16 protein-coding genes and 4 pseudogenes are annotated in these 22,062 nt (G+C 68.8%); 10 read left to right on the top strand and 10 right to left on the bottom strand.

What is annotated here, in order from left to right:
* Window positions 1–1,265 precede the first annotated feature (1,265 nt).
* Window positions 1,266–2,210, top strand: a complete 945-nt coding sequence (locus tag G412_RS36685) for an SGNH/GDSL hydrolase family protein (protein ID WP_078607539.1) — start codon at window positions 1,266–1,268, stop codon at window positions 2,208–2,210.
* Window positions 2,207–3,487, top strand: coding sequence for an MFS transporter (locus G412_RS36680; RefSeq protein WP_051338703.1), 1,281 nt, complete (start codon window positions 2,207–2,209; stop codon window positions 3,485–3,487). The genes G412_RS36685 and G412_RS36680 overlap by 4 nt, the downstream gene beginning before the upstream one ends.
* Here G412_RS36680 and G412_RS36675 read toward each other — a convergent pair.
* Both G412_RS36675 and G412_RS0129985 read right to left on the bottom strand, forming a co-directional pair.
* Window positions 3,477–4,991 carry a CocE/NonD family hydrolase gene (locus tag G412_RS36675; RefSeq protein WP_157839201.1) on the bottom strand — a complete coding sequence of 505 codons (1,515 nt, stop codon included), beginning with the start codon at window positions 4,989–4,991 and terminating at the stop codon, window positions 3,477–3,479. The two genes, G412_RS36680 and G412_RS36675, sit on opposite strands and share 11 nt — an antisense overlap.
* A gap of 107 nt (window positions 4,992–5,098) precedes the next feature.
* Window positions 5,099–6,292, bottom strand: a complete 1,194-nt coding sequence (locus G412_RS0129985) for a macrolide family glycosyltransferase (RefSeq protein ID WP_051338701.1) — start codon at window positions 6,290–6,292, stop codon at window positions 5,099–5,101.
* Between the two features lie 385 nt (window positions 6,293–6,677).
* On the opposite strand from G412_RS0129985, the pseudogene G412_RS39455 reads away from it, so the two are divergent.
* Window positions 6,678–7,374, top strand: a pseudogene (locus G412_RS39455) (IS5 family transposase).
* 879 nt (window positions 7,375–8,253) lie between these two features.
* On the opposite strand, the gene G412_RS0129975 reads toward G412_RS39455, so the two are convergent.
* From G412_RS0129975 to G412_RS37465, 4 genes are all read right to left on the bottom strand, one after another.
* Window positions 8,254–8,550 (bottom strand): hypothetical protein, encoded by a 297-nt coding sequence (locus tag G412_RS0129975; protein WP_028815264.1) that lies wholly within the window; start codon window positions 8,548–8,550, stop codon window positions 8,254–8,256.
* A gap of 112 nt (window positions 8,551–8,662) precedes the next feature.
* Window positions 8,663–9,109, bottom strand: coding sequence for a hypothetical protein (locus tag G412_RS36665; RefSeq protein WP_157839200.1), 447 nt, complete (start codon window positions 9,107–9,109; stop codon window positions 8,663–8,665).
* 325 nt (window positions 9,110–9,434) lie between these two features.
* Entirely contained in the window at window positions 9,435–9,764 is a 330-nt protein-coding gene (locus G412_RS39950; protein ID WP_157839199.1) for a hypothetical protein, read from the bottom strand.
* A 469-nt stretch (window positions 9,765–10,233) separates the two neighbouring features.
* Window positions 10,234–13,629 carry a CHAT domain-containing tetratricopeptide repeat protein gene (locus G412_RS37465; RefSeq protein ID WP_028815263.1) on the bottom strand — a complete coding sequence of 1,132 codons (3,396 nt, stop codon included), beginning with the start codon at window positions 13,627–13,629 and terminating at the stop codon, window positions 10,234–10,236.
* 98 nt (window positions 13,630–13,727) lie between these two features.
* Here G412_RS37465 and G412_RS0129960 point away from each other — a divergent pair, with 98 nt between their 5' ends.
* From G412_RS0129960 to G412_RS0129950, 4 genes and pseudogenes are all read left to right on the top strand, one after another.
* Window positions 13,728–14,123, top strand: a complete 396-nt coding sequence (locus G412_RS0129960; RefSeq protein WP_028815262.1) for a hypothetical protein — start codon at window positions 13,728–13,730, stop codon at window positions 14,121–14,123.
* Window positions 14,124–14,127: 4 nt separating this feature from the next.
* Entirely contained in the window at window positions 14,128–15,132 is a 1,005-nt protein-coding gene (locus G412_RS36655; RefSeq protein WP_157839198.1) for a hypothetical protein, read from the top strand.
* A gap of 114 nt (window positions 15,133–15,246) precedes the next feature.
* Window positions 15,247–15,972: an NUDIX domain-containing protein gene (locus G412_RS39445; RefSeq protein WP_341860612.1), complete on the top strand. Its 726-nt coding sequence runs from the start codon at window positions 15,247–15,249 to the stop codon at window positions 15,970–15,972.
* Window positions 15,858–16,184 (top strand): annotated as a pseudogene (locus G412_RS0129950) (4-hydroxy-2-oxovalerate aldolase); the annotation flags it as partial. The gene G412_RS39445 and the pseudogene G412_RS0129950, both read left to right, overlap by 115 nt.
* Before the next feature lie 218 nt (window positions 16,185–16,402).
* Here G412_RS0129950 and G412_RS0129945 read toward each other — a convergent pair.
* From G412_RS0129945 to G412_RS41880, 3 genes are all read right to left on the bottom strand, one after another.
* Window positions 16,403–16,930 carry a hypothetical protein gene (locus G412_RS0129945; protein ID WP_028815260.1) on the bottom strand — a complete coding sequence of 176 codons (528 nt, stop codon included), beginning with the start codon at window positions 16,928–16,930 and terminating at the stop codon, window positions 16,403–16,405.
* 171 nt (window positions 16,931–17,101) lie between these two features.
* Entirely contained in the window at window positions 17,102–17,563 is a 462-nt protein-coding gene (locus G412_RS0129940) for a hypothetical protein (protein ID WP_028815259.1), read from the bottom strand.
* Between the two features lie 905 nt (window positions 17,564–18,468).
* Complete coding sequence (locus G412_RS41880) at window positions 18,469–18,648, bottom strand: DUF6233 domain-containing protein (RefSeq protein ID WP_425274523.1); 180 nt, start codon at window positions 18,646–18,648, stop codon at window positions 18,469–18,471.
* On the opposite strand from G412_RS41880, the pseudogene G412_RS41875 reads away from it, so the two are divergent.
* Window positions 18,644–19,321: pseudogene (locus tag G412_RS41875) on the top strand (Tn3 family transposase); the annotation flags it as partial. The gene G412_RS41880 and the pseudogene G412_RS41875 overlap by 5 nt on opposite strands.
* Window positions 19,322–19,359: 38 nt before the next feature.
* Here G412_RS41875 and G412_RS0129920 read toward each other — a convergent pair.
* Window positions 19,360–20,322 carry a TetR/AcrR family transcriptional regulator C-terminal domain-containing protein gene (locus tag G412_RS0129920; protein WP_028815257.1) on the bottom strand — a complete coding sequence of 321 codons (963 nt, stop codon included), beginning with the start codon at window positions 20,320–20,322 and terminating at the stop codon, window positions 19,360–19,362.
* A gap of 164 nt (window positions 20,323–20,486) precedes the next feature.
* Here G412_RS0129920 and G412_RS0129915 point away from each other — a divergent pair, with 164 nt between their 5' ends.
* Window positions 20,487–21,596 carry an FAD-dependent monooxygenase gene (locus G412_RS0129915; protein ID WP_028815256.1) on the top strand — a complete coding sequence of 370 codons (1,110 nt, stop codon included), beginning with the start codon at window positions 20,487–20,489 and terminating at the stop codon, window positions 21,594–21,596.
* A gap of 354 nt (window positions 21,597–21,950) precedes the next feature.
* Window positions 21,951–22,062: pseudogene (locus G412_RS36645) on the top strand (IS5 family transposase); the annotation flags it as partial.

Below are 22,062 nucleotides of genomic sequence, written 5' to 3'. Positions count from 1 at the left end.
AAGGACATCTGTGGACGCTTCTCACACCTTGCAGCAAAGCTCCAACTCAGCACTGGCCGAAGCCGACACCGACATGAGCTGGCACCAGGCCAACGGAGCGCTAGTCAGCACCGGACCGACGTCGGCGCGGCGGCCCTGGCCGACGCGCAACCGGGCGAGCGCGGCCCGGTCCCCGGCAGCAGCCCGCGCCGCCCTTCCCACCCGTCCCTTCCTCCTTCACTCCAGCCGAGGGACAGAGGCGAAGCGGCCGTAACGGGGATGTCAGCCGTCCGGCACGGACGCGAGGTTCGTCGCGGCGCTGCTGTTGGCGGTGGGTTGGCTCGGGTGGGATCTGCTCCTGTACCCAGGCGCGGTCTGGCTCGCCCTGGCTGTGGCTGGCGCGCAGCAGGACGTGGTTCCACTCACTGAGGCCGGGGTCCGGTGCTGTGGTCGCGCGTCGGCCTTTGGACCCGGGTGCCTGCGAGGGCCTTGCGACGCGAGATCGGGTCGGCAGATCTCCAGCCTGCCGACGGGGCGGTGCGCCGTCTGGAGGGTGGTTGGGTAGGTGATCGGAGCTTCACGAGATCCCAAAGGGGTCTCTCAGTGAAGTAGTCGGCGTGGTCGGGTCCCCTTGACCGCACGGTCTCACCTGCGCCGTTGTCCATTCGCCGTACGGCTGTGGGCCGCCGCCCTGTGAAGCGCCTCCCAAGGCGCCTCGGAAAACGCCCTGCTGAACGTCCTGGAAGGCGCCCGTCAACCTTGGCTTGGATGTGCTCCGGCCCATCGCGGCAGGGAGAGCGGCTGCTGGGTGCGTGTCGGCGTGGGTGGCGCCGGGCGGGCGACCGGGGGCCGTAGGCGACAGCGCGCTTCCGGATGCCGTCCCGGAGTTTGGCAGCCACCTTGGCTACGGCCTCAAAACCCGCCAGGTCTGCTCCTCCGCGGCAACGCCGGTCGCCTGCTCCTGGCACCGGCCGGCCTTCCGGCCTGTGTGGTCCGGCCGCAGGCGCGACATCGGAGCGGCGGGCACGGCGCTCGCCCTCCCAACCGGTCCTGCCGATCGCGTGATGTGCGGTTCTACCGCGAGACAAACGCTCCAGCCTCCTTGTCCGAGCAGGCTCGCCTTCTTTGCGTCCACTCTCCCTGTTGATACGCCGTTGCTCCATTCGTGTCTGATCGTTTGTAGAGCATCTGCGGTGTGTGGCGTGTCCCACCGTGGCCTCGAAGGGCTCTGAGGGTGGTCGGTGTCCGCCTGATATGAGCGGAGCGCGTCTTGAACGGAGTGCGTAGTGGTTGCCAGAAGAGGTTGGAAAAGGGCGGTGCGGCGCAGTGTGCTGCGTGGCGTCGCCGGCTTCTATGCGTCGTTAGTGGTGCGGGGCAAGTTGTGGGACGGGCGGAGCGTTCCTCTGTCAGCGGGCCGGTACGGTCCGGCAGACGGTGAATGCCTCTCCCTGGTGGTGCTGGGAGATTCCTCCGCGCTGGCGGTGGGGGTGCTGAAGCACGATGAAACGAACGGGGTGCGACTGGCCAGGGATGTGGTCGCGAGCCTGGGTTGTGCGGTGGAATTGGAGGTACTGGCCCGCTCAGGGGTGACGACAGCGGGTATGGCCCGACAGGTCGACGCTGTGGTCACGCGCGCGGATCGTGGCGTTGCGCTCATTTTGATCGGCGGCAATGACGTGATGCTGCCCTCTCCTGTGGGCCGCTCGGCCAGGCGTCTGGGCAGGTATGTCCGGCGGCTGCGCGCTGCCGGGTGGGAAGTCGTCATCGGTTCGTGTGCCGACATCGGTGCCGCTCCCTCGCTGCGCCGGGGGGTGCGTGATGTGGCGAGTCGGCGCTCGCAGGCGCTGGCGCGCCGTCAAGCAGCACGGTCGTTGGCGGCCGGGGCGATGGTGGTGTCCTTGACGACGGACGTCTTCCGTCAGCAACCGGATCTCTTGTATTGCCCTGATGGATTCCATCCGAACGCCGACGGCTATCTGTACTACGAGACGAGGGCCGCGGTTGCGGTGAAAGCGGCATCCGCCCGTGTGCTGGGCAGGCTGGAATCTCCGGCGGAACGGGCGGATATGGTCTTTTCCCAGACGCGGCAGGCTGCGCGTCGCGTCACGAGGGAGCCGGGGGCCAGTTTCATCCCTGCCCCGGCCGGCGAAGCGGTCGCCATGCACCGCTACGCGCCCAGGCAGCGGTCGGCGGTGGGTGATAGTTCGGCCATGGTGTCAACGGCGTCATGACCGCGCAAAGGATGTGGGCGGCGTGCGCCGTAACCGGCGTGGCGGTCTTCCTGTGCGGGCTCGATCATCTCGTTCTCCTGACCGCGATGCCCGCCATCCGCGTCACCTTCGCGGCGCAGGAAGCAGCGTTGGGATGGCTGGTCAACGCCTACATCCTCCCCGTCGCGGTCCTGCCCCCCTTCCTGGGCGTGCTGGCTGAACGGTGCGGTCGGCGCAGGGTATTCACCTGCGCCTTGTGGCTCTTCACAACCGGGTCCGCAGCAGCCGCCTGTGCGCCCGGCATTTCGCTGCTGATCGCCGCCCGTCTGGTGCAGGGTGTCGGGGCTGCGGCGATCACCCCGCTCAGTCTCACCCTCGTAACGGCAGTGATTCCACCACGGCGCCGCCCCGCGATGCTGGGCGTGTGGGGGGCCCTGGGAGCTGTCGCGATCGCTGTCGGCCCGTTTGTAGGGGGAGCTGTGCTGATGTGGGGTGGCTGGCGGCATGTGTTCTGGCTGAACCTTCCCCTCGGGTGCATCCTGGCCCTGGCCGCACGCCGCTGCCTGCCCGGGGATGCTGAGCCTGCGGCTGGGGCGCGCCGGCACTCATCGTGGCATGCCCCCCGTCGGCTCATAGGCCGCTTGCCGGGTTGCCCTCGCCTGTGGCACGTACATGCCTGTGGCTTTCTGCTTCACGCCGCAGTGTTCGGGACGGTGCTCTACCTCGTCCAGTTCCCTCAGGAAGTGCAGGAAGAAAATGCCTGGGAGGCCGGATGGAGGATCCTGCCCTGGACAGCGCTGCCTGTGCTGATCGCGCCGCTGGCGGGCGCCGTGATGGGGCGCACGGGCGCTCGGGCGGTACTTGCGGCCGGATGTGGGTTGACCTCCGTAAGCTGCCTGTGGTTCGCACTGGTACTGGAGCCGGATACCCCGTACCTGGCGCAGTTGCCGGGTCTGGTGGCGGGCGGCGCCGGAATGGCCTTGTTCTTCACCGCTGCCCCTCAGGCCTTGGTCGATCAGGCGCCGCCTGCCCGTCTGGACGTGGCTTCCGGCTTCAACACCTCTTCACGTGAAGCCGGTGCGATGTTGGGCGTCGCCATCGCGTCGGCTCTCTTCGCCCAGCACGCCGCAGGCTTGGGCCCGGTGGGCTTCACCGGCGGGCTGACCGCCGTGTGCTGGGCGGGCGCGGTTCTCGCGGCGGCGGCGACGGCAGCTGCCGTCCTCGTACCGGCTAGTGCGGCCTCGGCCGATGCCGCTCCGGCATCGGCCGAGGAAGTTACTGAACGGCTCAGCTGCTGATCGAGTCGATGAGCGGCACGGTCAGCCGCAGTGACGACGGCTCGATGGTGAGAGCGGCGCCGATCGGGTTCTCGCTGATGTAGCGGTGATCCAGGGTGTCGAACACGAGGCCAATCCGATGCCCGGCGGGGATGTTCCACGCAGTGGCCGGCAGACGCACCGCGAATCGGTGCCTGCCGCCCGGTCGCTGACCCCAGAAGGTGTACGGGACGTGTGTGAGTAGCCGTGCGGTGCCCAGGGGACCGATGTCGTAGAGGTGGGCCACGACGGTGCCCTGGGCGGTGTGCGGGGTCAGGGTGCCTTCGACGAGCGCATGGCCGCGCAGCTCCGCAGGCGCTTGGCGGGGGCTGCTGGTGAAAGTGGCTGCCGCCGGGGACGTCAGCAGCGGCCAGACGGTTACGGGCGAGGCTTCCGCGGCGTCGAGGGGCCCTGAGACGGGAAAGAGGCCGGATTCAGCAGCCGAGGGAAGACCAGCCTCCAACGTCCCTTCCCCGGGCCCGGCTGTGAGCGGCACCGTCCGGGACGCCTGCTGCAGGACTGCCCAGCTTGAGTACTCCTCCAAGGGACCGCCTGTTCGTGGCTGCAGGACGACCGTCGGTTGGTGCGGCCGCCACCTGCGGCCGTCACCGGGGTCGCGCACATGATGCCGCAGCCACAGCATGGCCTCCTCCCATGCCTGCGGCCGGCCCGCGATGCCGGTGGAGGCGGTGTGGCTGTCGGCGTGCCCGCCCGGGTACATGCGCAGCGTTCTGGGTCCGGTCAGCTGGTCCAGAAAGGCGCCCGTCTGCCCGGCCGGCACGATCGGGTCATCCCATTCGCCCACCATGAAGACCGCAGTCCGGTTGCGGTTGAGCCCGGTGGTGTGAGCGGCGGGAGAGCGCTGCCTCACCCAGGGATCGGATTCGTCCAGACCTTGGGACACCGCGTGGTCGAATGCCCGTTCAACCTCGGGACCATAGCGGCCGTCCACGCGGCCGAACAGCTCCTGGAACAGCACCACACTCGCCGCCCGGGTGCCGTTGATGCGGAACCCGCCGGACAGCTCAGCCCACCCGGACAGTGCGACGACCGCCTTGATCCGGGCGTCTTGTGCGGCGGCGTTCAGGGCGATCACTGCACCATAGGAAGCTCCCAGCGCACCGATGCGTCCATGGTCGGCTGCCGTGTGGGCGAGGGCCCAGTCCACCACACGAGAAGCATCCGCGACATCGGCAGGCCCTGCCAGGTCCGCGTACCCGCCGGACGCACGAAACCCGCGCGGGTCGTAGGCGACGACGACATACCCCGACCTCGCCAGGGCCCGGTAGCGGCGCTTGTGTGTCACATGATCGAGCGGCAGACGAATCCAGGGCCCCGGAACGACCAGCAGCGGGTGCGGGCCCGGTGTGCTCGGCTCGTACACCGTCGCCGCCAGCCGTGTCCCGTCCGCCCCTTCGACCGTGTCCTTCCGCACCTCGACGTCAAGCTGCTCTCCCGGACCGACGTCCAATTCGGTACCTGCCAAGCCGCTCTGAGTGGCCCCGGCTGGGGCCGGGCACACCAGCGCAGCCAGAACGGCGGCCGCCACCGCGAAGCGGAGGCGGCCGCTGCCACGGGCCTCAGACGTGGAGATCAACGCGCGGCCAACGGACAGTCGGCCAGCACCTTCTCCACGACCTGCGCCGCCACCTCCGCGCCGCCGGCGGCCTCGATCTCCTCCCGCATGCGCGCCACCGCCCCGGCAACACGCTCATCCGAGCCCAACGCCAGCACCGCTTCACGCAGGGCGTCAGCAGTGGCCTCCTCGCGCGGAAGATACATCCCAACCCCCACGTCACGAACCTGCTCGGCATTCACCCGCTGCTCTGCCATCTGCGGCACCACCACCATCGGAACCCCCACCGACAGCGCCTCCATCACGCTGCCCATGCCGCCATGGGTCACGAACACCGAAGCCGCCGCCAGCACGTCCATCTGTGGCACCCCGGCATGCACCTCGACCCCCGCCGGCACAGGACCGATCCCCGTCCGTGCGACCTCTTCACCCACACTCAGCACCACATGACGGCCCGGCCCCGCAAGCGCCTCCACACAGGTCCGGTAGAACTCCGGACGCCGGTTGAACTGCGAGCCCAGCGACACGTACACCACCTGCCCGGCTCCCTCCGGCGCCTGCCACCTGCCCTGGAAGGAACGGTCACCGATCACCGGCCCCACCCAGTGCACCTCACCAGCCGCGACGGTGTGCGCCCGCCGTTGGAAGCGCTTGGGGAAGAAAGCGACACACCGCGGCGGCGAGAGCGTCAGCGCATGCACACCACCCGGGACACCGAAGCTGGCCAGCGCCTGCGCCAGTTCCGGAAAGCCGGGGATCAAGGAGATGTCCGCAAGCCCGAAGAAGTCCTGCACCAACCCGTCGTACGGGATGTGCGTTGGTGCCAGCTGCACCACCGGAATCTTCCACTGCGCCGCCAGCAACGGGCCGGCCCACGCGTAGACGTCGTACAGCACCACATCCGGCCGGTCGCCGGCATAGGCAGCCTCCAACTGCGGCAGCGCGCCCAGATTCACGCCCAGCACGCCCGTCACCCCCTGCGCCATGTCCTCCGGCGCCTCACCCTGCGGCGGCGCCTCGTACACAACCGGCTCCGCCCCCACCGCACGCACCTGAGACTCGAACTCGCGCGTCACCGCGTAACTCACGCGATGCCCCCGATCCACCAACTCCCGCACCACTCCCAGGGTCGGCATGACATGCCCGGCCATCGGCACGTTGAACACCGCAACATGCGCCCTACCCGGCATCGAAACAGCGGTTGACTCCATCACACGCTCCAGTTAGTCCCCAGCGCACGGCATATAACCGCACCACAAGATGAACGCACCGCTTAACGCCGCGCCCATGCCGCTTGGAAACGCCGCAAGCTCCGATTGCACCCAATCGAGTCAGATGCAGCGGCCCGACGGCCCCGGCGGTTCCTGGTCCGCTTGGCTTTCCCTGGCCCAGGCACGTCGGCGGAACAGGCAGCGACGCCTGTCCGACACCCGTTCCCGATCAACCTCCGGCACCGGCTCCGACGGTGAGGGAGCAGGCCTCCAGGCAGCCTCGGCAGCGGCCTTCTCGAGTGCGATGTCGTCGGCGCGGCAGCCCGGTCACCACGCTGCCGGGCCCCGGTCGCACGCCAGCCGTGCGAAGAACCGTCGAACTTGGTTGTTGCCGGCTGCGCAGGTGCGGCCGCAGGGTGGCCGGGTTGCGAATATCGATGACGAGGCAGTCTTCGCCGCGATCATCTACGTGCTCGTCAGCGGCTGTGCATGGCGAGCCCTGCCTCGGGAGTCTGGGGCAGGCTGCACCAGGAAGTGCTCCGGCTTCTGGACGAGCGGAACCTGGTCGACCTGTCCCGCGCGGTCCTCGACTCCGCGCACGTAAGGGCCAAAAAGGGGGCGAACTTGCAGGTCCGAGTCCCGTGGACCGGGGCAAGCCCGGTTCCAAGGTGCACGTCCTGTCCGATGGGAACGGGCTGCCCCTACGGGTTGGACTCTCCGCGGCCAACACCCACGACAGTCTCGCCCTGAAGCCGATGCTGTCCCATTTCCGCATGGGACACGAATCCCACGCGAGCGCTTCCAAGCCCCAACGCCTGCATGCTGACAAGGCGTACGACGTGCCTCACCTACGGCGATGGCTATGGGGAAAACACATCGGCGTCCGCATCGCCCGCAAGGGCATCGACTCCAGCGAACGGCTCGGCCGGCGCAGGTGGGTCATCGAACGCACCATGTCCTGACTGACCGGCTACCGCCGACTCAACCACCGCTACGAGCGACACCCCGGCAACAACCTGGCCCTTCTCGGGTTAGCAGCCGCCCTCTGCTGCTACAAACGCTTCCGCATCCTCGCCATGTGACGCCGTCTTAGGGTTCACCAGTTCGACGCAGCGGAGCATGAGGTGGCCTTCGCCGGGAGACGCCTGGACGGCCCGGAAGAACAACTGGGCGGCATCGGAGGCGAGGGAACCCACATCCCCCTGGTTGCACCCTGGAGGCTGTAGGCGGATCCGGTTGTTACCGCGAGCACGATCGGGTCCTCGTCGAGGAGTTTTGCGGCCAGGGACCGCTGACACGCTGCGCACTGTTCGACGCATGCGCCGATCAGCGCGGACGCGGTCCGCATGTCCGGCGCGGTCTCGACTCCTCACCGGCTGAGGTCGGCCGGCTGGAGGGGCCTGGTTCGTCGGACCGACTGTCGTGCTGATGGAGGGTGCCGGCGTTGGCGGCGGCGTACGCGGCGCCCCGGTTTCGGCGTTGTTCCTCGTCCGGCTCTTGCGGCCATGGCTCTTGGCCCTACGGCTCTCACGTTTCCCGCGCTCGGCCCCATGACCCGATGCGCGCGATGAAGAGCAGCATACGGAAGGCTCAACGGCTTGTGGTAGCCGGGAGTTGACGTACACCTCGCACTGATGCTGCACGGACCGGACCCTCGTATGAGAGTCCGCGGACACCTTTGCCGTGGTGCTCCCCAGTCATGGGCCAGGGCGCGGGTTTGGGCCCCGATGCGTCGGCCTGCCCGCACCCTACCGCCACGTGACCGGGCCTGGAACCGTTCCGCCGACGCCGGTGCTCTCCCAGGGGTGAATTCCGGCCCCGGTCGTAGCGGACGTCTGCGGGCGGGCGCTGGCAGCGCATGGGAGACATCACCACGACGCACCTGTCGTTAGACCGGCGAATTCCCCTACAGCGTCGTCTGCGGCCGGGGCGGCCCGTTGCCTCCGACCGCTGGAAGGCTGCTACTTCACGTACGCGGCGGCACCACTGTCGTCGATGTGGAATCGAACCCCAGTGGTCTGGGCGGCCTCGGCCTCCGGGTCGACCAGGTCCACGAACTCGACGAACTTGTTATAGAGCCGGCCGCAGCAGGCGGAGGCCACGACGTCGTCCGCCTTAGATCCTTCGTAGAGCGCGCTCAAGAGCTGGGTGAGGTTGTGTCCGGAGAGGAACACCTCCTGCATCCCCTTGCGGGTCAAGCCGTCGGAGATCTTCTTAATTCGCCCCTCAGGCAGGTTCGGGTCCACGGTGAACTGCATCTGTTGGCACGCTACTTTGCCAGGCGCAGTCCAGCGGGAGCAGACGCCCTCCGTGTTTTACAGGCCCCTGTAAAACACGGAGGGCGTGTCTCTCCTCTGTTGAGAAGGACGGTCAGTGTTTCGCGGGCGCCGCCTCGTTCCAACCCTGGGGCACCCCGTTCACGGCCAGCACACCACTAAGACCGAGCCTATTGCTATTGAAGGGCTCGGTCGGCGCATAGCAGCCGCGCGTCCAGCCTGCCTCCAGAGTGAACTTCCCGCAGGTGGCACTGGTGCCCCAGTCCCCGTAGATGTAGCCGTCGATCTCGGCTGCCTTACCCTGCGGGTTCTTGTTCTGGACGACCAGAACCGGCTGCGCCTCCGGGACCGAGTTAATGATCCGGCACAGCTTGAAGTTGACCCACTCCGACACCTTGTGGTGCCGGTACTCAAGGCAGGTCCAATTCGAGTTGGTCGAGACCGTCTTCCACGGCGCCGGGGCCGCAGTGGCAGGCGACGCGGTCAGGACCAGAGCGCCTACGACGGCGCCAGCCACTCCAAGGCTCTTCACGGTACGCATGTATCCCCCTTCTGAAAAATGTTGCGGCGACAACATAACCGATCATGAGGTTCACCCAAGAAGTAGCCCCTCCGCCGCCACCCGCTGACTCCTGAACAACTGGGATCAACCGTCAAGTTGGCCCTCCCACGCATCCCCCGGACACGACGACCCGGCAAACCATCGCGATCAGCAACAACGCCGCTGAGCGATCTCACTGAAGAGAGCCACACCCTTCTTCGTTCGGCGGCGGCGAGCCGCCCAATACGTCGGCGGACGCACCTCACCCCTGCGAGTTCGCCAGACCGGCTGGCCGTCCTCGGGCAGACTTGACAGTCACTGTCCGTCAGCAGCAGGCCCAGTAGTTTGATGGCCCGAGCTCCTGAATCGACGTAGCAGCACTGCAGAGCCTAGTCTCGCGCGCACCGCATCCGATCGAACATTTCGTGCTGATGGGGATCAGTCGCGCCCGCCGGAAACGGACCGGTGCCTCGATCGGCGAGCGATCAACCTGGGCCATCCGACGGGCCGCACTGTCAGGCACCGGGCTGAGCACCGGCCCGCGGCCGAGGCGGATGCGGAAGTAGTAGAACCCGTGCACCACCGTGAGTGCGTGCGCGATCGTCGCCAGCGAATAGCCCGCCGTCGGTGTGCGCTTGCCCGTCTTGGGATTCACTGTCCCAGCTGGATACCAAGCGGGCGGTGACGCTGCCGTTGCGGGTTCCGAGCTGTCCGCAGCCATCCCACCATCGCAGTCGTCTCCGCCTGGTGGCCTGTTCCCAGCCTGAAGATCGACCGCTGATCGAGGCTTGCCTGACGGCGGCCGGACCTCTCGGCCTGTTCCGAAAACGGCGGCCGTAACCGAATGAGAGCTTCACCGTCGTGTCCTGTGATGTGCGACGCGAATCCCGCGCTCCGCAGAGGCGGCCCTGTGGACGATCACGTAATTCCCCAGGTCTGCGGTCACGTAATTCTCCAGAGGCTTTCCGGCTGAGGCAGGCCCAGGCGGGCCGCCGGTGTGAAGCCCACCGCAGGCTCGGTGGCTCCATCAGGGTCGACGAACATATCGAAGGTCTCAGTTCTGAGCATTGCTCCTCATCACGCAACCCGTGGAGTTCTCCCTGTCCACCGTGCCCGTTCACGCCTCAAACACCGACGTGGATGTGGGCGGCCCACAGCGCTGGGGTCGCCGCGCGGTGGAAGCCCTGCGGAAGGCCGTGGCCGTCCCGGACCCTGCGGACGGTGTGGTGGAGTGCGTACGCCGACCGGCCGGGGTCGAGGGGGCTGGTTCCCGTGGCAAGGCCCTGGTAGAAGAGGTCGGCCATGGTGACTGCGATGTTGTCCTTGATCGTCCACAGGGTGCCGATCACCCGTGGGTAGCCGGCGATCTGGAAGGCAGTGGCCAGGTGGATGGCCTCGTCGACCAGCGTGTCCGCGTGGGTGACGGCGGTGCTGCATGCGGAGAGGTAGGCGAGCTGGGCGCGGTCGAGCAAGACGGGTGCCAGCTGGGCGACGGTCAGCGGGTGGGTGGCGTGGTCGTGCAGCAGGAGCAGGCTGCGGGACGGGTCGTCGGGATCGGTGGTGCCGTGGCAGGCGAAGTGCGCGACCGCGCTGTGGGGCAGCCGGACGAGGACGTTCGCCCGGGTGGGGACCGTGTCCGGACTGCCGGTTGACGGGCTGTCGGGTTCCGGTCCGAGCAGTACCTCGGCGTCGGGCAGGTGGCGGCGGACGGCCCGTACCTCGTCGTCGACCTGCCAGAGCCTGCCGTCGTTCGGCAGGCCCGGGGTGGCGGGCATCGCGACGACCAGCGAGTGCGCCGCGCTGTGGTCGATCGGCCCGCGGGCGCGGGCGCGTTCACGGGCGTGGTGCAGCGCTCGGACGGTCGGCGTGTAGGAGGAGACGACGCGGTCGAGGACGGTGCGCCGCTGTGCGGGGTCGGCGGGCTTCTCGGTGTGGTGGCCGGCCGCGTGCAGCGGCAGGGTGCCGAGGAGTCCGCCGGGGGCCCACCAGACCCTCGGCCAACTCTGCCACTCGGTGTCGTCGGTGGCGGCATGGATGTCGGCGTCGGCCGGGCCGGGTGTGCGGGTGTGGCCGAGGGCGGTCAGGACCGGCCCGGCGGCGTTGTCCCACAGCCATTGCAGCACACCCGCCAGCATCGCCGAGCGCTCTTCGGCGCTCTCGCCGCTGCTCGTCGGCCCCAGTGCGCGGTCGAACGCCTCGACCTGCCGGGCCACGGCGTCAGGAGTGAGCCCTGGCAGTGGGAGGGCCCGGACGCGGTCCTGGGTGATCAGGAGGGCGTCGCTGCGGTGGCCGTTGACATTGATCAGGATGATCGGGCCCTCGGCCGCTGCCGACCGGAGTTCGGCGGGGCTGGGCGGCAGTCCGAACCTGTCGAGGCCGGGCAGGGAGCGGATGATTCGGAGGAGCTCGGCGAGTTCCTGGTTCAGGTAGTGCCGGGCATCGGTTCCGCCGCCCGGCTGGACCCGGTCCCAAATGCCGATCTCCACCGCTTCGGGCTGGTCCAGGTGCTCTCGCAACTCACGGAATCGGGCCGCGAGCTCGGGGCGCCGCTCGGTCAGCTCGGCAAGGTCGCCGCGGACTTCTAGCGCTTGGCCCAGCAGCACCGCGCGGCCGACCTCCAGGAGCCCGGCGGCGCGTTCGGCGGCCTCGGGGTCGTCCGGTGCTGCGGCTTCGAGGGCCAGGGCGGCGGCCGTGCCCGCGAGTCCGGCGTACCGGCTGATCGCCTGCTGGCGGTCGCGGCGCCCGAGCCGGCGCGCGGCCGTTTGCGGGAACAGCAGGACCGCCTCCTCGGCCGACTCCGCCGCGGCTGCGTACCGGCCCAGCCGCGCGAGCAGAGTGGCCGCCTGGAGTCCGGCCTCGATGCGTTGCGACGGCGCGGCCGACTCGTTCTGGGCGACCTCCCTCCAGACCCCGGCCGCACGCTCCGCGTAGCTGCAGCTGTCGCGGTGCTCGGCGCGGAGCTGGAGACAGCCGGCCAGGTTGATCAGATGGCCGGTTCGGCTTGTGCGGTCGGTGGTTGCGAGGTCGACGGCCTTCTGGGCCCAGGCGATGGCCTCGTCGAGGTCTGAGGGCGCCCCGCCGGCCGTGTACCGGGTGCGCAGCACCTGCGCGTAACGGGATACCAGCTCGGGGTGTTCACGTGCGGCGGACGAGCTGTTGAGGGCACGCCGCGACCAGTCGATCGACTCCTGCAGGGCCTTCTCGGATTCGCCGTGTTCGAACCGCAGTCGGGCGATGTCGGCGAACTCTGAGGCGCGCAGCGGAAATTCGGGATGGCTGTCCGGGGTCGCTATCAAAGCGATGAACGCGTTCGCGGAGAACATCTCGAGGTGCTCGGCCGCGCCGGAGTGCTCGTACGCGGTCTGGTGGACGGCCCGGCTGACGGACAGGAAGCGGCCGTGGTGGGGATGCTCGGGCGGGCAGGTTCCGAAGGACTCCAGCGCCGACTCCCTCGCCTCGGCGAGGTCTTCCGTCGCGCCGAGGCGGACGTACCTGGTCCGCAGCGCCGCCGCGAGGTTGGACAGGTACATCGGCCGGTCGGGATGGCCGGTCGGAGTCGCCTGCACGGCGTTCCGTGTCGCGGTGACCGCGTCGTCGAGGTCTGCGAGCCGGCCGACGCGTTCGAAGGCGGCGACGAGCGCGGCGGCCAGGTTGGAGGACAGGCCCGCGAACGGGGGCAGGGCGGCCGGGACCGTCGCCACGGCATCCCGGGCCACGGAGACGGCTTCCAGGAGGTGGGCCAGGTTGCCAGAATGGTAATACTTCTGCTTCAGGACGTTCGACAGGTTCGACATGCGCCCCGCGCGGTCCAAGCCGCCCTCCGCGGAGGCGGCCACGGCCTGACGTGTGACGTTCTCGGCCTGGGCCAGATCCTCCAAGTGCCCCGTCCGCCGGTACCGGGCCAGTAACCCCACTCCGACGAGCGACAGGGCCTCGGCGTAACTGGGGTCGTCGGGCCCGCTCAGCAGCGCCGCCTTCATGGCTTCATTGATGATCTCGTCCAGATCGTCCGAGCTGCGGTCGCGTTCGAACCGCGCGTGGAGCGCGCTGACGAGCGTCAGCAGGATGCGGGGGTACCTGGGGTCGCGTTCGTCCGCGGCGGCGACGACCCGGCGGCAGAGCTCGATCGCGGCGGTCAGCGCCTCCGGGTCGGTCGAGTTCAGACACTGGGCGGCCAAGGCCCGGGCCGGCAGCGCCGCCTCGCGGGCAAGCAGCGGCAGCAGGTCGGCCGGCAGCTCCTCCATGCCGACCAGGAAGCAGGGGACGAACTCGTCCACGGCCCGCTGCAGTTCCGGACGGTCCGCTCCCTCTGGCAGGGCCAGATACCGGAACCAGTGGAACCAGCCGAGTACCAGACCGACTTTCAGGTCGTTCGGCTCCCTCGCCTCATGGAGCTCGACGACCCGGCGTACCGTCCGGGACCGGAACAGCGCCGAGGCGTCGCCCGACCGCCGGGTGTCCTGCAGGAGCGACGTGAGCTTGGCAAGCTGCCTGGCCCGGACGCTCGCACCATCTCTCATGTGGTGTGATGATAACCACAACATCCATTGACCATGGGCGAGTTGACCGGACGGGCTGGCAGGGCAGCCTCTGCCCGGACGGCTCGGAAGGGACCTCGGTGGCTCGTGACCTGGTCGCTCTCCGCCTGGCGGGGGCGTGCGAATTCGAGGCGGACATCCGCCGCCGCCTCTGTGCCGGGCCGGTCGGCGACGCGACCGTGTTGGAGAACGTGCTCACGGCGGCGCGCGACGGTGACAACCTGGCGGGCCCCCTCGAGACGCTGCACGCCGTGCTGCAGGCCATCGGCGACCCCGACGGCCTGGACAGGTACACCGGCCCGAGCGGCGTGGGCGACCGGGGCGTGCACGCGGCGGGCGTCGACCGGGGCACCCCGAACGGGACGGTGTGGCTGTGCCCCACCCGGACCTGCCTGCGCTTCACCTGGCCGAGTGGCGCCGCCGAGGCACCCCGGTGCGCCGTGACCGGGGCCGACCTGCTCAGCAGCGAGCTGTAGCCGGATGGGCGGGGTGCTCGGGGAACTGGGGAAGAAACTCGCCGAACGGTGGGTCGCCCTGCTGGTCCTGCCAGGCGCGCTCTACCTGGCGGTCGCGGCCGCCGCCCGCGCTCTGGGGAACGCGCATCCGTTCGACCCGGCCGTGCTGACGGCGCAGGTCAACCGGTGGGCCGAGGCACCCGCGGCGAAGAGCACCGGCGGACAGATGGTCGTGCTGGCTGCCGTACTCGTCGGCGCCGCGGCCGTCGGGGTGGTCGCCCAGGCACTCGGCTCCCTGGTCGAACAGGTCCATCTCGCCGCCGACTGCGCAGGCTGGCCCGCCGGACCCAGAGGCGTCGCCAGGCGGTTGACCGAGCGGCGGCAACACCGTTGGCAGGTGGCCGCCGAGCGGTGGCGGCGTGCGGAGAACGAGCTCGGGCTCGAACGGGCGGAGCTCCACCGGCAGCCCGGCAGCGACCCCTCAGCACTGGAGGCCGCGCGCGACGCCGCCCGCGACGCCTGCGCGGCGAAGGACCGCATCGCCCTGGAGGAGCCCGCCCGGCCCACCTGGAGCGGGGACCGGGTCCAGGCCGTCGCCATACGCCTGCGGCGGGACTTTCGGCTCGACCTCGCCACGCTCTGGCCGCGCCTGTGGCTGGTCCTTCCCGACACGCCCCGCCAGGAGGTCACCGTGGCCCGCCAGGCGCTGACCCGGGCCACCACGCTCAGCGCCTGGGCCGTGCTGTACCTGCCGCTCGCCCTCTGGTGGTGGCCCGCGCTGATCGTCGCGGCCGTGCTCGCCGTCGCCGCGCATCTGCGCGTGCGCGCGGCCGCCCACACCTACGCCACACTCCTGGAGGCCGCCGTCCAGCTGTACGCCCCGGATCTGGCCCGCCAACTCGGCTTCTACCCGGTCGACGGCCTCACCAAGGCCACAGGCGGCCGGATCGCGCAGCTGTTGCGCCCGAGCCCCCCGGTTGATCTTGCCGGACCCCGCCGCCCGGAACCGCCTCGCACCACCGCCCAGTGACGACCGTGATGCCGAGGCAGCCGAAATCTGGTGCGCGTGGCGGGTGCCGAACACCCGGCGACCCTGGGCGCAGTCGCCTTCGCCCAGTCGGCCTCTCATCGGCGGCCCACCCGGATGGCCCCGGCGGAATGGACCGGGCCTCGCAACCTCCGTCTTTCCTGGGTGCGGGTCACCTACCGGCACTACGTCCTGCGCCTGGTTCCGGGCGCCACCGCGTTGCCGTCGCTGTTCGTGAACGTCGTCCAGCCGACCGATGACGGTCGTGTACTGGCGGCGAGGATGTCGCCGTCCACGGCCGCCCCGGGCCGCTGGCAGGTGCCGGGAGGTTCGGTAGAGCCGCCTCGAGACGGCGAGGTTCTGGATGGGGTCGCCCTGGGCGCCCAGGCGGCGCGGGAGCTGGTCGAGGAAATGGGTATTGACACGGCCCCCGACGCGTTGCGGCTGTGGGCCGTTACCTGCGGGGAGAACAGCAGCGTCGGCCTGACCTGCCTTGCCCCGGCCCTGCCGGAGTCAGCGCTGCGCGAGGGCTTCGCCGCTGCGGCGAGTGCGGAGCACGCCCAGGGCCGTGAACCCGAACTCGACGACATTGCGCTGGTGCGCTCACCGGACGAGCTGGCGGGCCTGACCGCTGCCGCACGCGGACTACCTGGAGCCGATTGTCCGTCGCTACGCCGACGGGCGTTGAAGCCCCGGCGGCACCGCTCAGGCGCCGGCGAGAAAGCCCCGGCGCTGCGGCCGGCAACACCCAGCTCGAAGCCCTCGTGGCGGTCCTCGAACGGCGCGGCTTGGACACCGGGATCGGCCCGCGCGAGGTTCTGGCCGCCGCCGACGACCACCTGATGAAGGCTCCACCGTCCATCGACTCCATCGCCGTGGCCAGCGGGCTTGCCGGAGTGTTCTCCGGCTTCAAACGGCCCGTCCTGGAGACCGCCCGCGCCGAATGCGTCGACCCCATCGACCTGTTCCTCGCCCTCGGCGAGCGACAGGTCGTCGCTGGTCAGGAAGACCTGATCGCCGACGTCGCCCGGCAGCTCAAGGCGGCCACGCGATGACCAGCTCAGTCCTCTTATGCAGCCCGACCTCTGCGCCGTCGCGTCTGAGTTGCCTTGGATTGGCGATAAAGCGATCTGCTGGCCCGGATTCCGCAGGTGAGCGGCGCGCGGCGCCACGAGCCGGCCGCATCGGTGCGGGTGCCGGGCAGCGCTCACCCTGCGACACCTCATCGGCGCATTCTGGCGGAGTGCCTGAGCTGAGACATGCCTCGCATACTTCAGAAAACCGTGCGCAGGTCCACGAGTGGCGTCTCGTCCTCACAATCAGTAGGGGTGAGGTGGTCGCGGTGGCGGCCTTCGGTGAACATGTCGCGCAGATACATGCCGGGGAAGTCCAGCGGCTCGCTCCGGTCGGCCAGTGCAATGCGCACCCGGTAGGCGGTGTCGCCGTCGCGGAGCAGGATGTCGCACCAGTGCGGGAGCGGTGCCTCAATGCCGAGCAGGGTGACGTGTTCGTCGGCCAATGGTTGGATCCACGTGGCCAGGTCTTCCAGCAGCCATGCCATGTTCATCCACGCGGGCGCGCCGGTGGCGGGTTGCCAGTCGTGTTCGCGTCGGCCTTGGCGGCCCGGCACGGGGGGCGGCTCGCCTTGCATGTAGAGCGGTGGATCGGGTGTGGTCCCGGTGTCGGTGAAACCGATCTGCCGGGACTTGATCGTCATTCCTGTCACACGGAAGCCGTCCGTGCCGAGCTCGAAGGCGGCCTCGGACACGCGGGTGAGGAAACCGCTGTCGGGACTGGCCACGAGTCACCTTTCAAGAATGGGAGAGCGGGTGCGCCGTTCCCGAGGCGTACTGCCGTCGGGAACGGCGCTGTGGACTGATCAGCCTGGGCGCAGGCTGTCACAGTGCTCAGGCATCAATGAAACGGCATGCCGGAGACGCAGCAATGGCCGGCCACCGAACGGGTGAGGTTCTTACCTCGTGGCAGCGTTCTTGCTGACACCGGCCTTCACGTCCGCGGATTGCACGGTTCGGGCTAAGGGCTTGTACGCGCCCACATACTTGTTGTCGCCCTCAGCCGCTACGGAACTCCTGTTGGACTTGGCCAGGGCCGTGGTCACCCAGTTCGGGCACCTGGTGATGCCCACGCAGTATTCGGTGATAACGTCTTTGTCGTGGTCGTCGCGGAGCTTCTTCTCGTTGGCCGTCATCAGCACCTTGTACTGCTTGACGAGCTGGCACACCCCGTTGCGGCACTTGTACTTACCCGCGTAACCCGTGTGCCGGTAGGACTGGCCTCCGATGTGTTCGCGCACCGGCGATTTCGCGATGTACTCCACGGCCGAGTACTTCGTGATGTTGTGCTTCTTCTTGACCTTCGTCCATCCGAAGTCCTTGTCGGCGGCCGCATTGTAGTAACCAAGCCGCAGCGACACCCGCCTGGGGCCCCGGCATTCAAGGTGCTAGAGGATCTTGTACGCCGGGTCTGCCTGTACGTGGGCACCTTCGTTGGCCGAGGCGGAAGCCGGGCTGCTTCCTATGGATCCCAGAGTGGCGGTGGCACGCGAGCGCGACCGCGGCTATCTTCGTGCGGTTTATTCGAGCTGTTCCGCCTTCGTGAACCATGCGCACCGGTCCAGTACGCCGCATTACCCTAGAGAGACCGGTCGACGCGCTCCAACTCTTTTATTTATATGGCGTGTTGCCCGCAACAGCCCAGGTCACGCCCGCAGTGTCAGCGGGGAGGCCCCCGCTTCGCACTGGCTACCTATCCCGTACGGGTGTCGACCCTTTGCCTGCTGCGTGTGCTGCCACATAGGCAAGCCGCGGTCGCAGGCAAGGTCGGCAAGGGGAAGGCTTTTGCCGGCCCGGGCAGCGAAGACCAAACGTAGGTCGTGATGGCCTGCCACCAGCCGTTCGTTCCGTCGGCGAACGGATTCCGGCCCGTCCCTGTCCACGTTGGCCTTGAACGCGAACGCGTCAAGCGGTCGAGGCAGGGGGGCGCGCTGGATCGCGTCCACCCATTCCTCCACCACTTGGTCTGCTGCCGTCTCTCCAGAGTGCGCGATCCACAGAGGGTGCTCAGGCCCGAAGACCTGTGTCGCGTCGTGCCACACGTCCATGAGTGCGTCCTCCACAGCGGTCCGGTCGGAGAATTCGGGCGCTGCGGCATTCCATGGAATCGGCCCGTGCCGTGCCTCGTGCGGCGAGGGGCCAATGCGAGGACGCGACCGTCCACGATATGCCGCAACGTGCCGCGATGAAGCCCGCCGTGATGAAGACGGCCAAGAGCCCGGCGAAGAAGGCCACCGGGCGCAAGCCGCGGTTGGCGTGACTCAGCCTAGGAAGCCAAAGTCCCGGTCGGGCTTGCACACCGGGCAAGGGCAACGCCGTCAGCGAGCGCGCGTAGAGCCTGAGCGCGGTAGATCGCGCGAGCGCGTCCACCGGCGAGGTCGCAGCCGCTTACATGTACCGCCATGGGCGGCGCCCTTCGCCGATGCCGAGCAGGTGGTGTAGGCACCCCGCGCGTCTCGCTGTACGTGCTGGACGTCCTCTACGACCGCGACGGCGGCAAACCCGGAGATAATCGTCACGGACACTGCGAGCAACAGCGACTTCGTGTTCGGCCTGCTCACCCTCGCCGGGTTCGCGTACGCGCCGCAGCTTGCCGACTTGCCTGACCAGAAGATGTGGCGCATTGACCGCGCCGCCGACTATGGCGCGTTCCCGGACGTGGCCCGCGGCCGGGTCGACCTCGCTCGTATCGAGCGCAGTTGGGACGACATCCTGCGGATTCATCGGCCCGTCCATACCGGAGCCGCCCGCGCCTACGACGCCATCCGGATGCTGTCCCGTGACGGGCGGCCGACCCCGCTCGGGGACTCGATCGCGCACTACGGGCGGATCGCCAAGACCCTGCACATCCTGCGCCTGGTCGGCGAGCCCGGCTACCGCCACCAGATCAAGGTGCAGGCCGACCTCCAGGAGAAGCCCGCCACGCACTCGCCCGGAAGATCTTCCACGACAAGGCCGGACAGCTCTACCGGCGCCACCAGGACGGCATGGAGGACCAGAGCGGCGCCCTCGGACCGGTCCTCAACGCCCTCGTGCTGTTCAACACCCACTACATGGACGCCGCCGTCACCCAGCTCCGCGCGGACGGGCTCGAGGTCCGGGAGGAGGAAGGGGCCAGGGGTGTGTGGGTCCGGTCCTAATGAACTCGTTCATGTGTCTACGTGACAGCTTCCTGACCTTCGACGATGGAAGTCACTCCGTCGAGGAGTGCCTTGAGGCCGAATTCGAAGAGCGCGTCGAGACGCAGGTCGTAACCGTCCTCGAAGGCTCCGACCACCTTGGTGAAGGTCGGGAAGCGGCCGGATTCCACCAGTTCTTGGAGGGCGGGGGCGCGGCTGTCCATCCACTGGTCTTCCGACTGGCCCGTGGCCGCTTCGGCGTGCGCTTCCATCTCCAGGTGTACCGCCAGGCCCTGGACATGGCTGTAGAGCAGGACGTGGATGTCGAACAGCGTCGTGGGGTCGAGTCCGTGGCCGTCGAGGGCGCCCAGCATCCACTCGCCGTGGACCATCAGATTGGGTACGAGCAGCGGGCGCGTGAGGGAGCCGAGCTGGGCCAGCCACGGGTGCTTCCGGTACAGGCTCCACAGGGTCCGGGCGCCCAGCTCGATGCGGGTACGCCAATCCTCGAGGGCGTCCGCGGGGTAGGACTCCTCGCCGAACGCGGCGTCGGCCATGTGCAGGACGAGGTCTTCCTTGCTCGAGACGTACCGGTAGGTCGACATCGCCGCGACGCCGAGGCGGGCGGCGACGCCGCGCATGGAGAGCGCCGAGAGCCCTTCGGCATCGGCGATCTCGATGGCGGTACGGACGATCCGGTCGAGGCTCAGCTCCTGCTCGGGGTCCGGGGCGGGTGACGGGCGCCTGCGGGTCGGCGCGGCGGGGGCGGTTCCGGCGACGACCGTGCCGATCCGGGGCCGGGCCTCGACAAATCCGTCCAGGCGCAGGGTGGTCAGGGCTTTGGTGGCGGTGGCGAGCGCGACGCCCCATTCTCCGGCGATCTGCCGGGTCGAGGGAACCCGGTCCCCAGGGGCGAGTTCACCGTCCGCGATGCGCCGCCGTATCGCGGCGACGATCCGTAGATAGGGCGGATCACCGGCTGTTCCTGTGGTCTTCGTCACGACCTACCGCCTTCCTGTCCTGTACTAGCGCAGAAGGTAGCAGCGGCAACGCCGAATGGAAGACATCTGCCCTAGTACGTCGCACATTTGGCCAGTTGAAGCGGCTGCGCGTACGGCGTACGTTCGCAGCGCGTACACCGTACAAAGCACTGGAGGAGCTTCTCATGCAGACCGTACTCATCTCCGGCGGCGGAATCGCCGGGCCCGTCCTCGCCTACTGGCTGCGCCGCCACGGCTTCGCGCCCACCGTCGTCGAACGCTCTCCAGGTCCACGCCCCGGCGGCCAGGCCGTGGACATCCGCGGTGTCGCGCTCGAAGTCGTGGAGAGGATGGGCCTGCTGCAGCAGGCAAGCCGCGTACGGACCCAAATGCGCGGCATGTCGATCCTCGAACCCGACGGCCACGAAGTCCACCGCTCCACCGAGGCGACCTTCAGCAGCGGCCGGCTCGACAGCGAAGACATCGAAGTGCTGCGCGAGGACCTGGTACGGATGGTGTACGAGCACACGCGCGCAGGCGTCGAGTACCTCTTCGGCGACAGCATCACCGCGCTCGACGAGGACGAGACCGGCGTGCGCGTCGACTTCGCGCACGGGCCGTCCCGCGTCTTCGACCTCGTGGTCGGGGCCGACGGCCTCCACTCCACCGTACGGCGCCTGGCCTTCGGTCCGGAGGAGCGTTTCGCCTACCACCTGGGCAGCTACCTCTCGGTATTCAGCGCGGACAACTTCCTCGCCCTGGACGACTGGCAGGTGTGGCTGCGGGACGGCGAGACGGGCTTCGGCATCATGCCCGTACGGGACAACACCGAACTCAGGATCGCCTTCGGCTTCGAGTCCGCCCCCCTCGCCCACCACCTCCGCGACGGCAGCGCCCTGCGGCAGCTCGTCGTAGACAAGCTCGCGTCAGTGCGATGGGAAGGGACCCGCCTGGCCGAGGCCGCCAGGAAGGCGCCCGACTTCTACTGCGACGCCACGGCCCAGATCCGAATGGACCAGTGGTCGCGGGGCCGGGTGACCCTGCTCGGAGACGCCGGCTACTGGCCTTCCCCCCTCTCGGGGCAGGGCACCAGTCTGGCCCTCGTGGGCGCCCATGTGCTGGCCGGCTGCCTTGCCCAGGCCAACGGCGACCACCGCACCGCGTATGCCCGCTACGAACGGCGGATGCGCCCCTTCGTCACCCTCAACCAGGTGCTGGCCACCGAGAATTCCGGCGGACCCGCCTCGGAGGAATCCGTCGCGCACGCCAAGAGCGCACTCTCACTGGATAGCTGATCCCCTGCCCCGAACGGACACCGAAGCAGGCAGGAAATCGCTATGCTCACGAGTGTGTGCACGGGGCTGATCCCGGTCAGTCCTACACCCTGCGTGCCCGGCAAAGTTGTGAAAAGGCACCTGAGAGGTCGTTTTCATCTTGAGCGTCATCTCTTAGGGCGGTTTGCGCTTCTCGATGAGGTGTTGCTGGTGGGGCTGTAGTTGTGGTTATGCGTGGTGAGGCCAGTGGTGTGTCAGATGGGGCGAGATCCTGCTTGCGCCTGTCTCATTCCAGGACGCCAGATCTGTCCCGTGCTTCGACACGGCGGGTTGCGCGCCTGGGCGCACGCCCCCAGCTGGCGGTACGCCCAGTTCATGACGGAACGACGTGCGTATCCAAGTGACCTGTCCGATGCGCGCTGGGAGTTGATCGAGCCGGTGCTGTCCGCATGGCGCTTCGAACGCCGCGGTCGGGCCCTGGACTTCG

The sequence above is a fragment of the Streptomyces flavidovirens DSM 40150 genome, from assembly GCF_000429085.1.
Lineage (GTDB): Bacteria > Actinomycetota > Actinomycetes > Streptomycetales > Streptomycetaceae > Streptomyces > Streptomyces flavidovirens.
The sequence above is the reverse complement of the archived record's forward strand: the minus strand, read 5'-3'. Positions and strand labels throughout refer to the sequence as shown.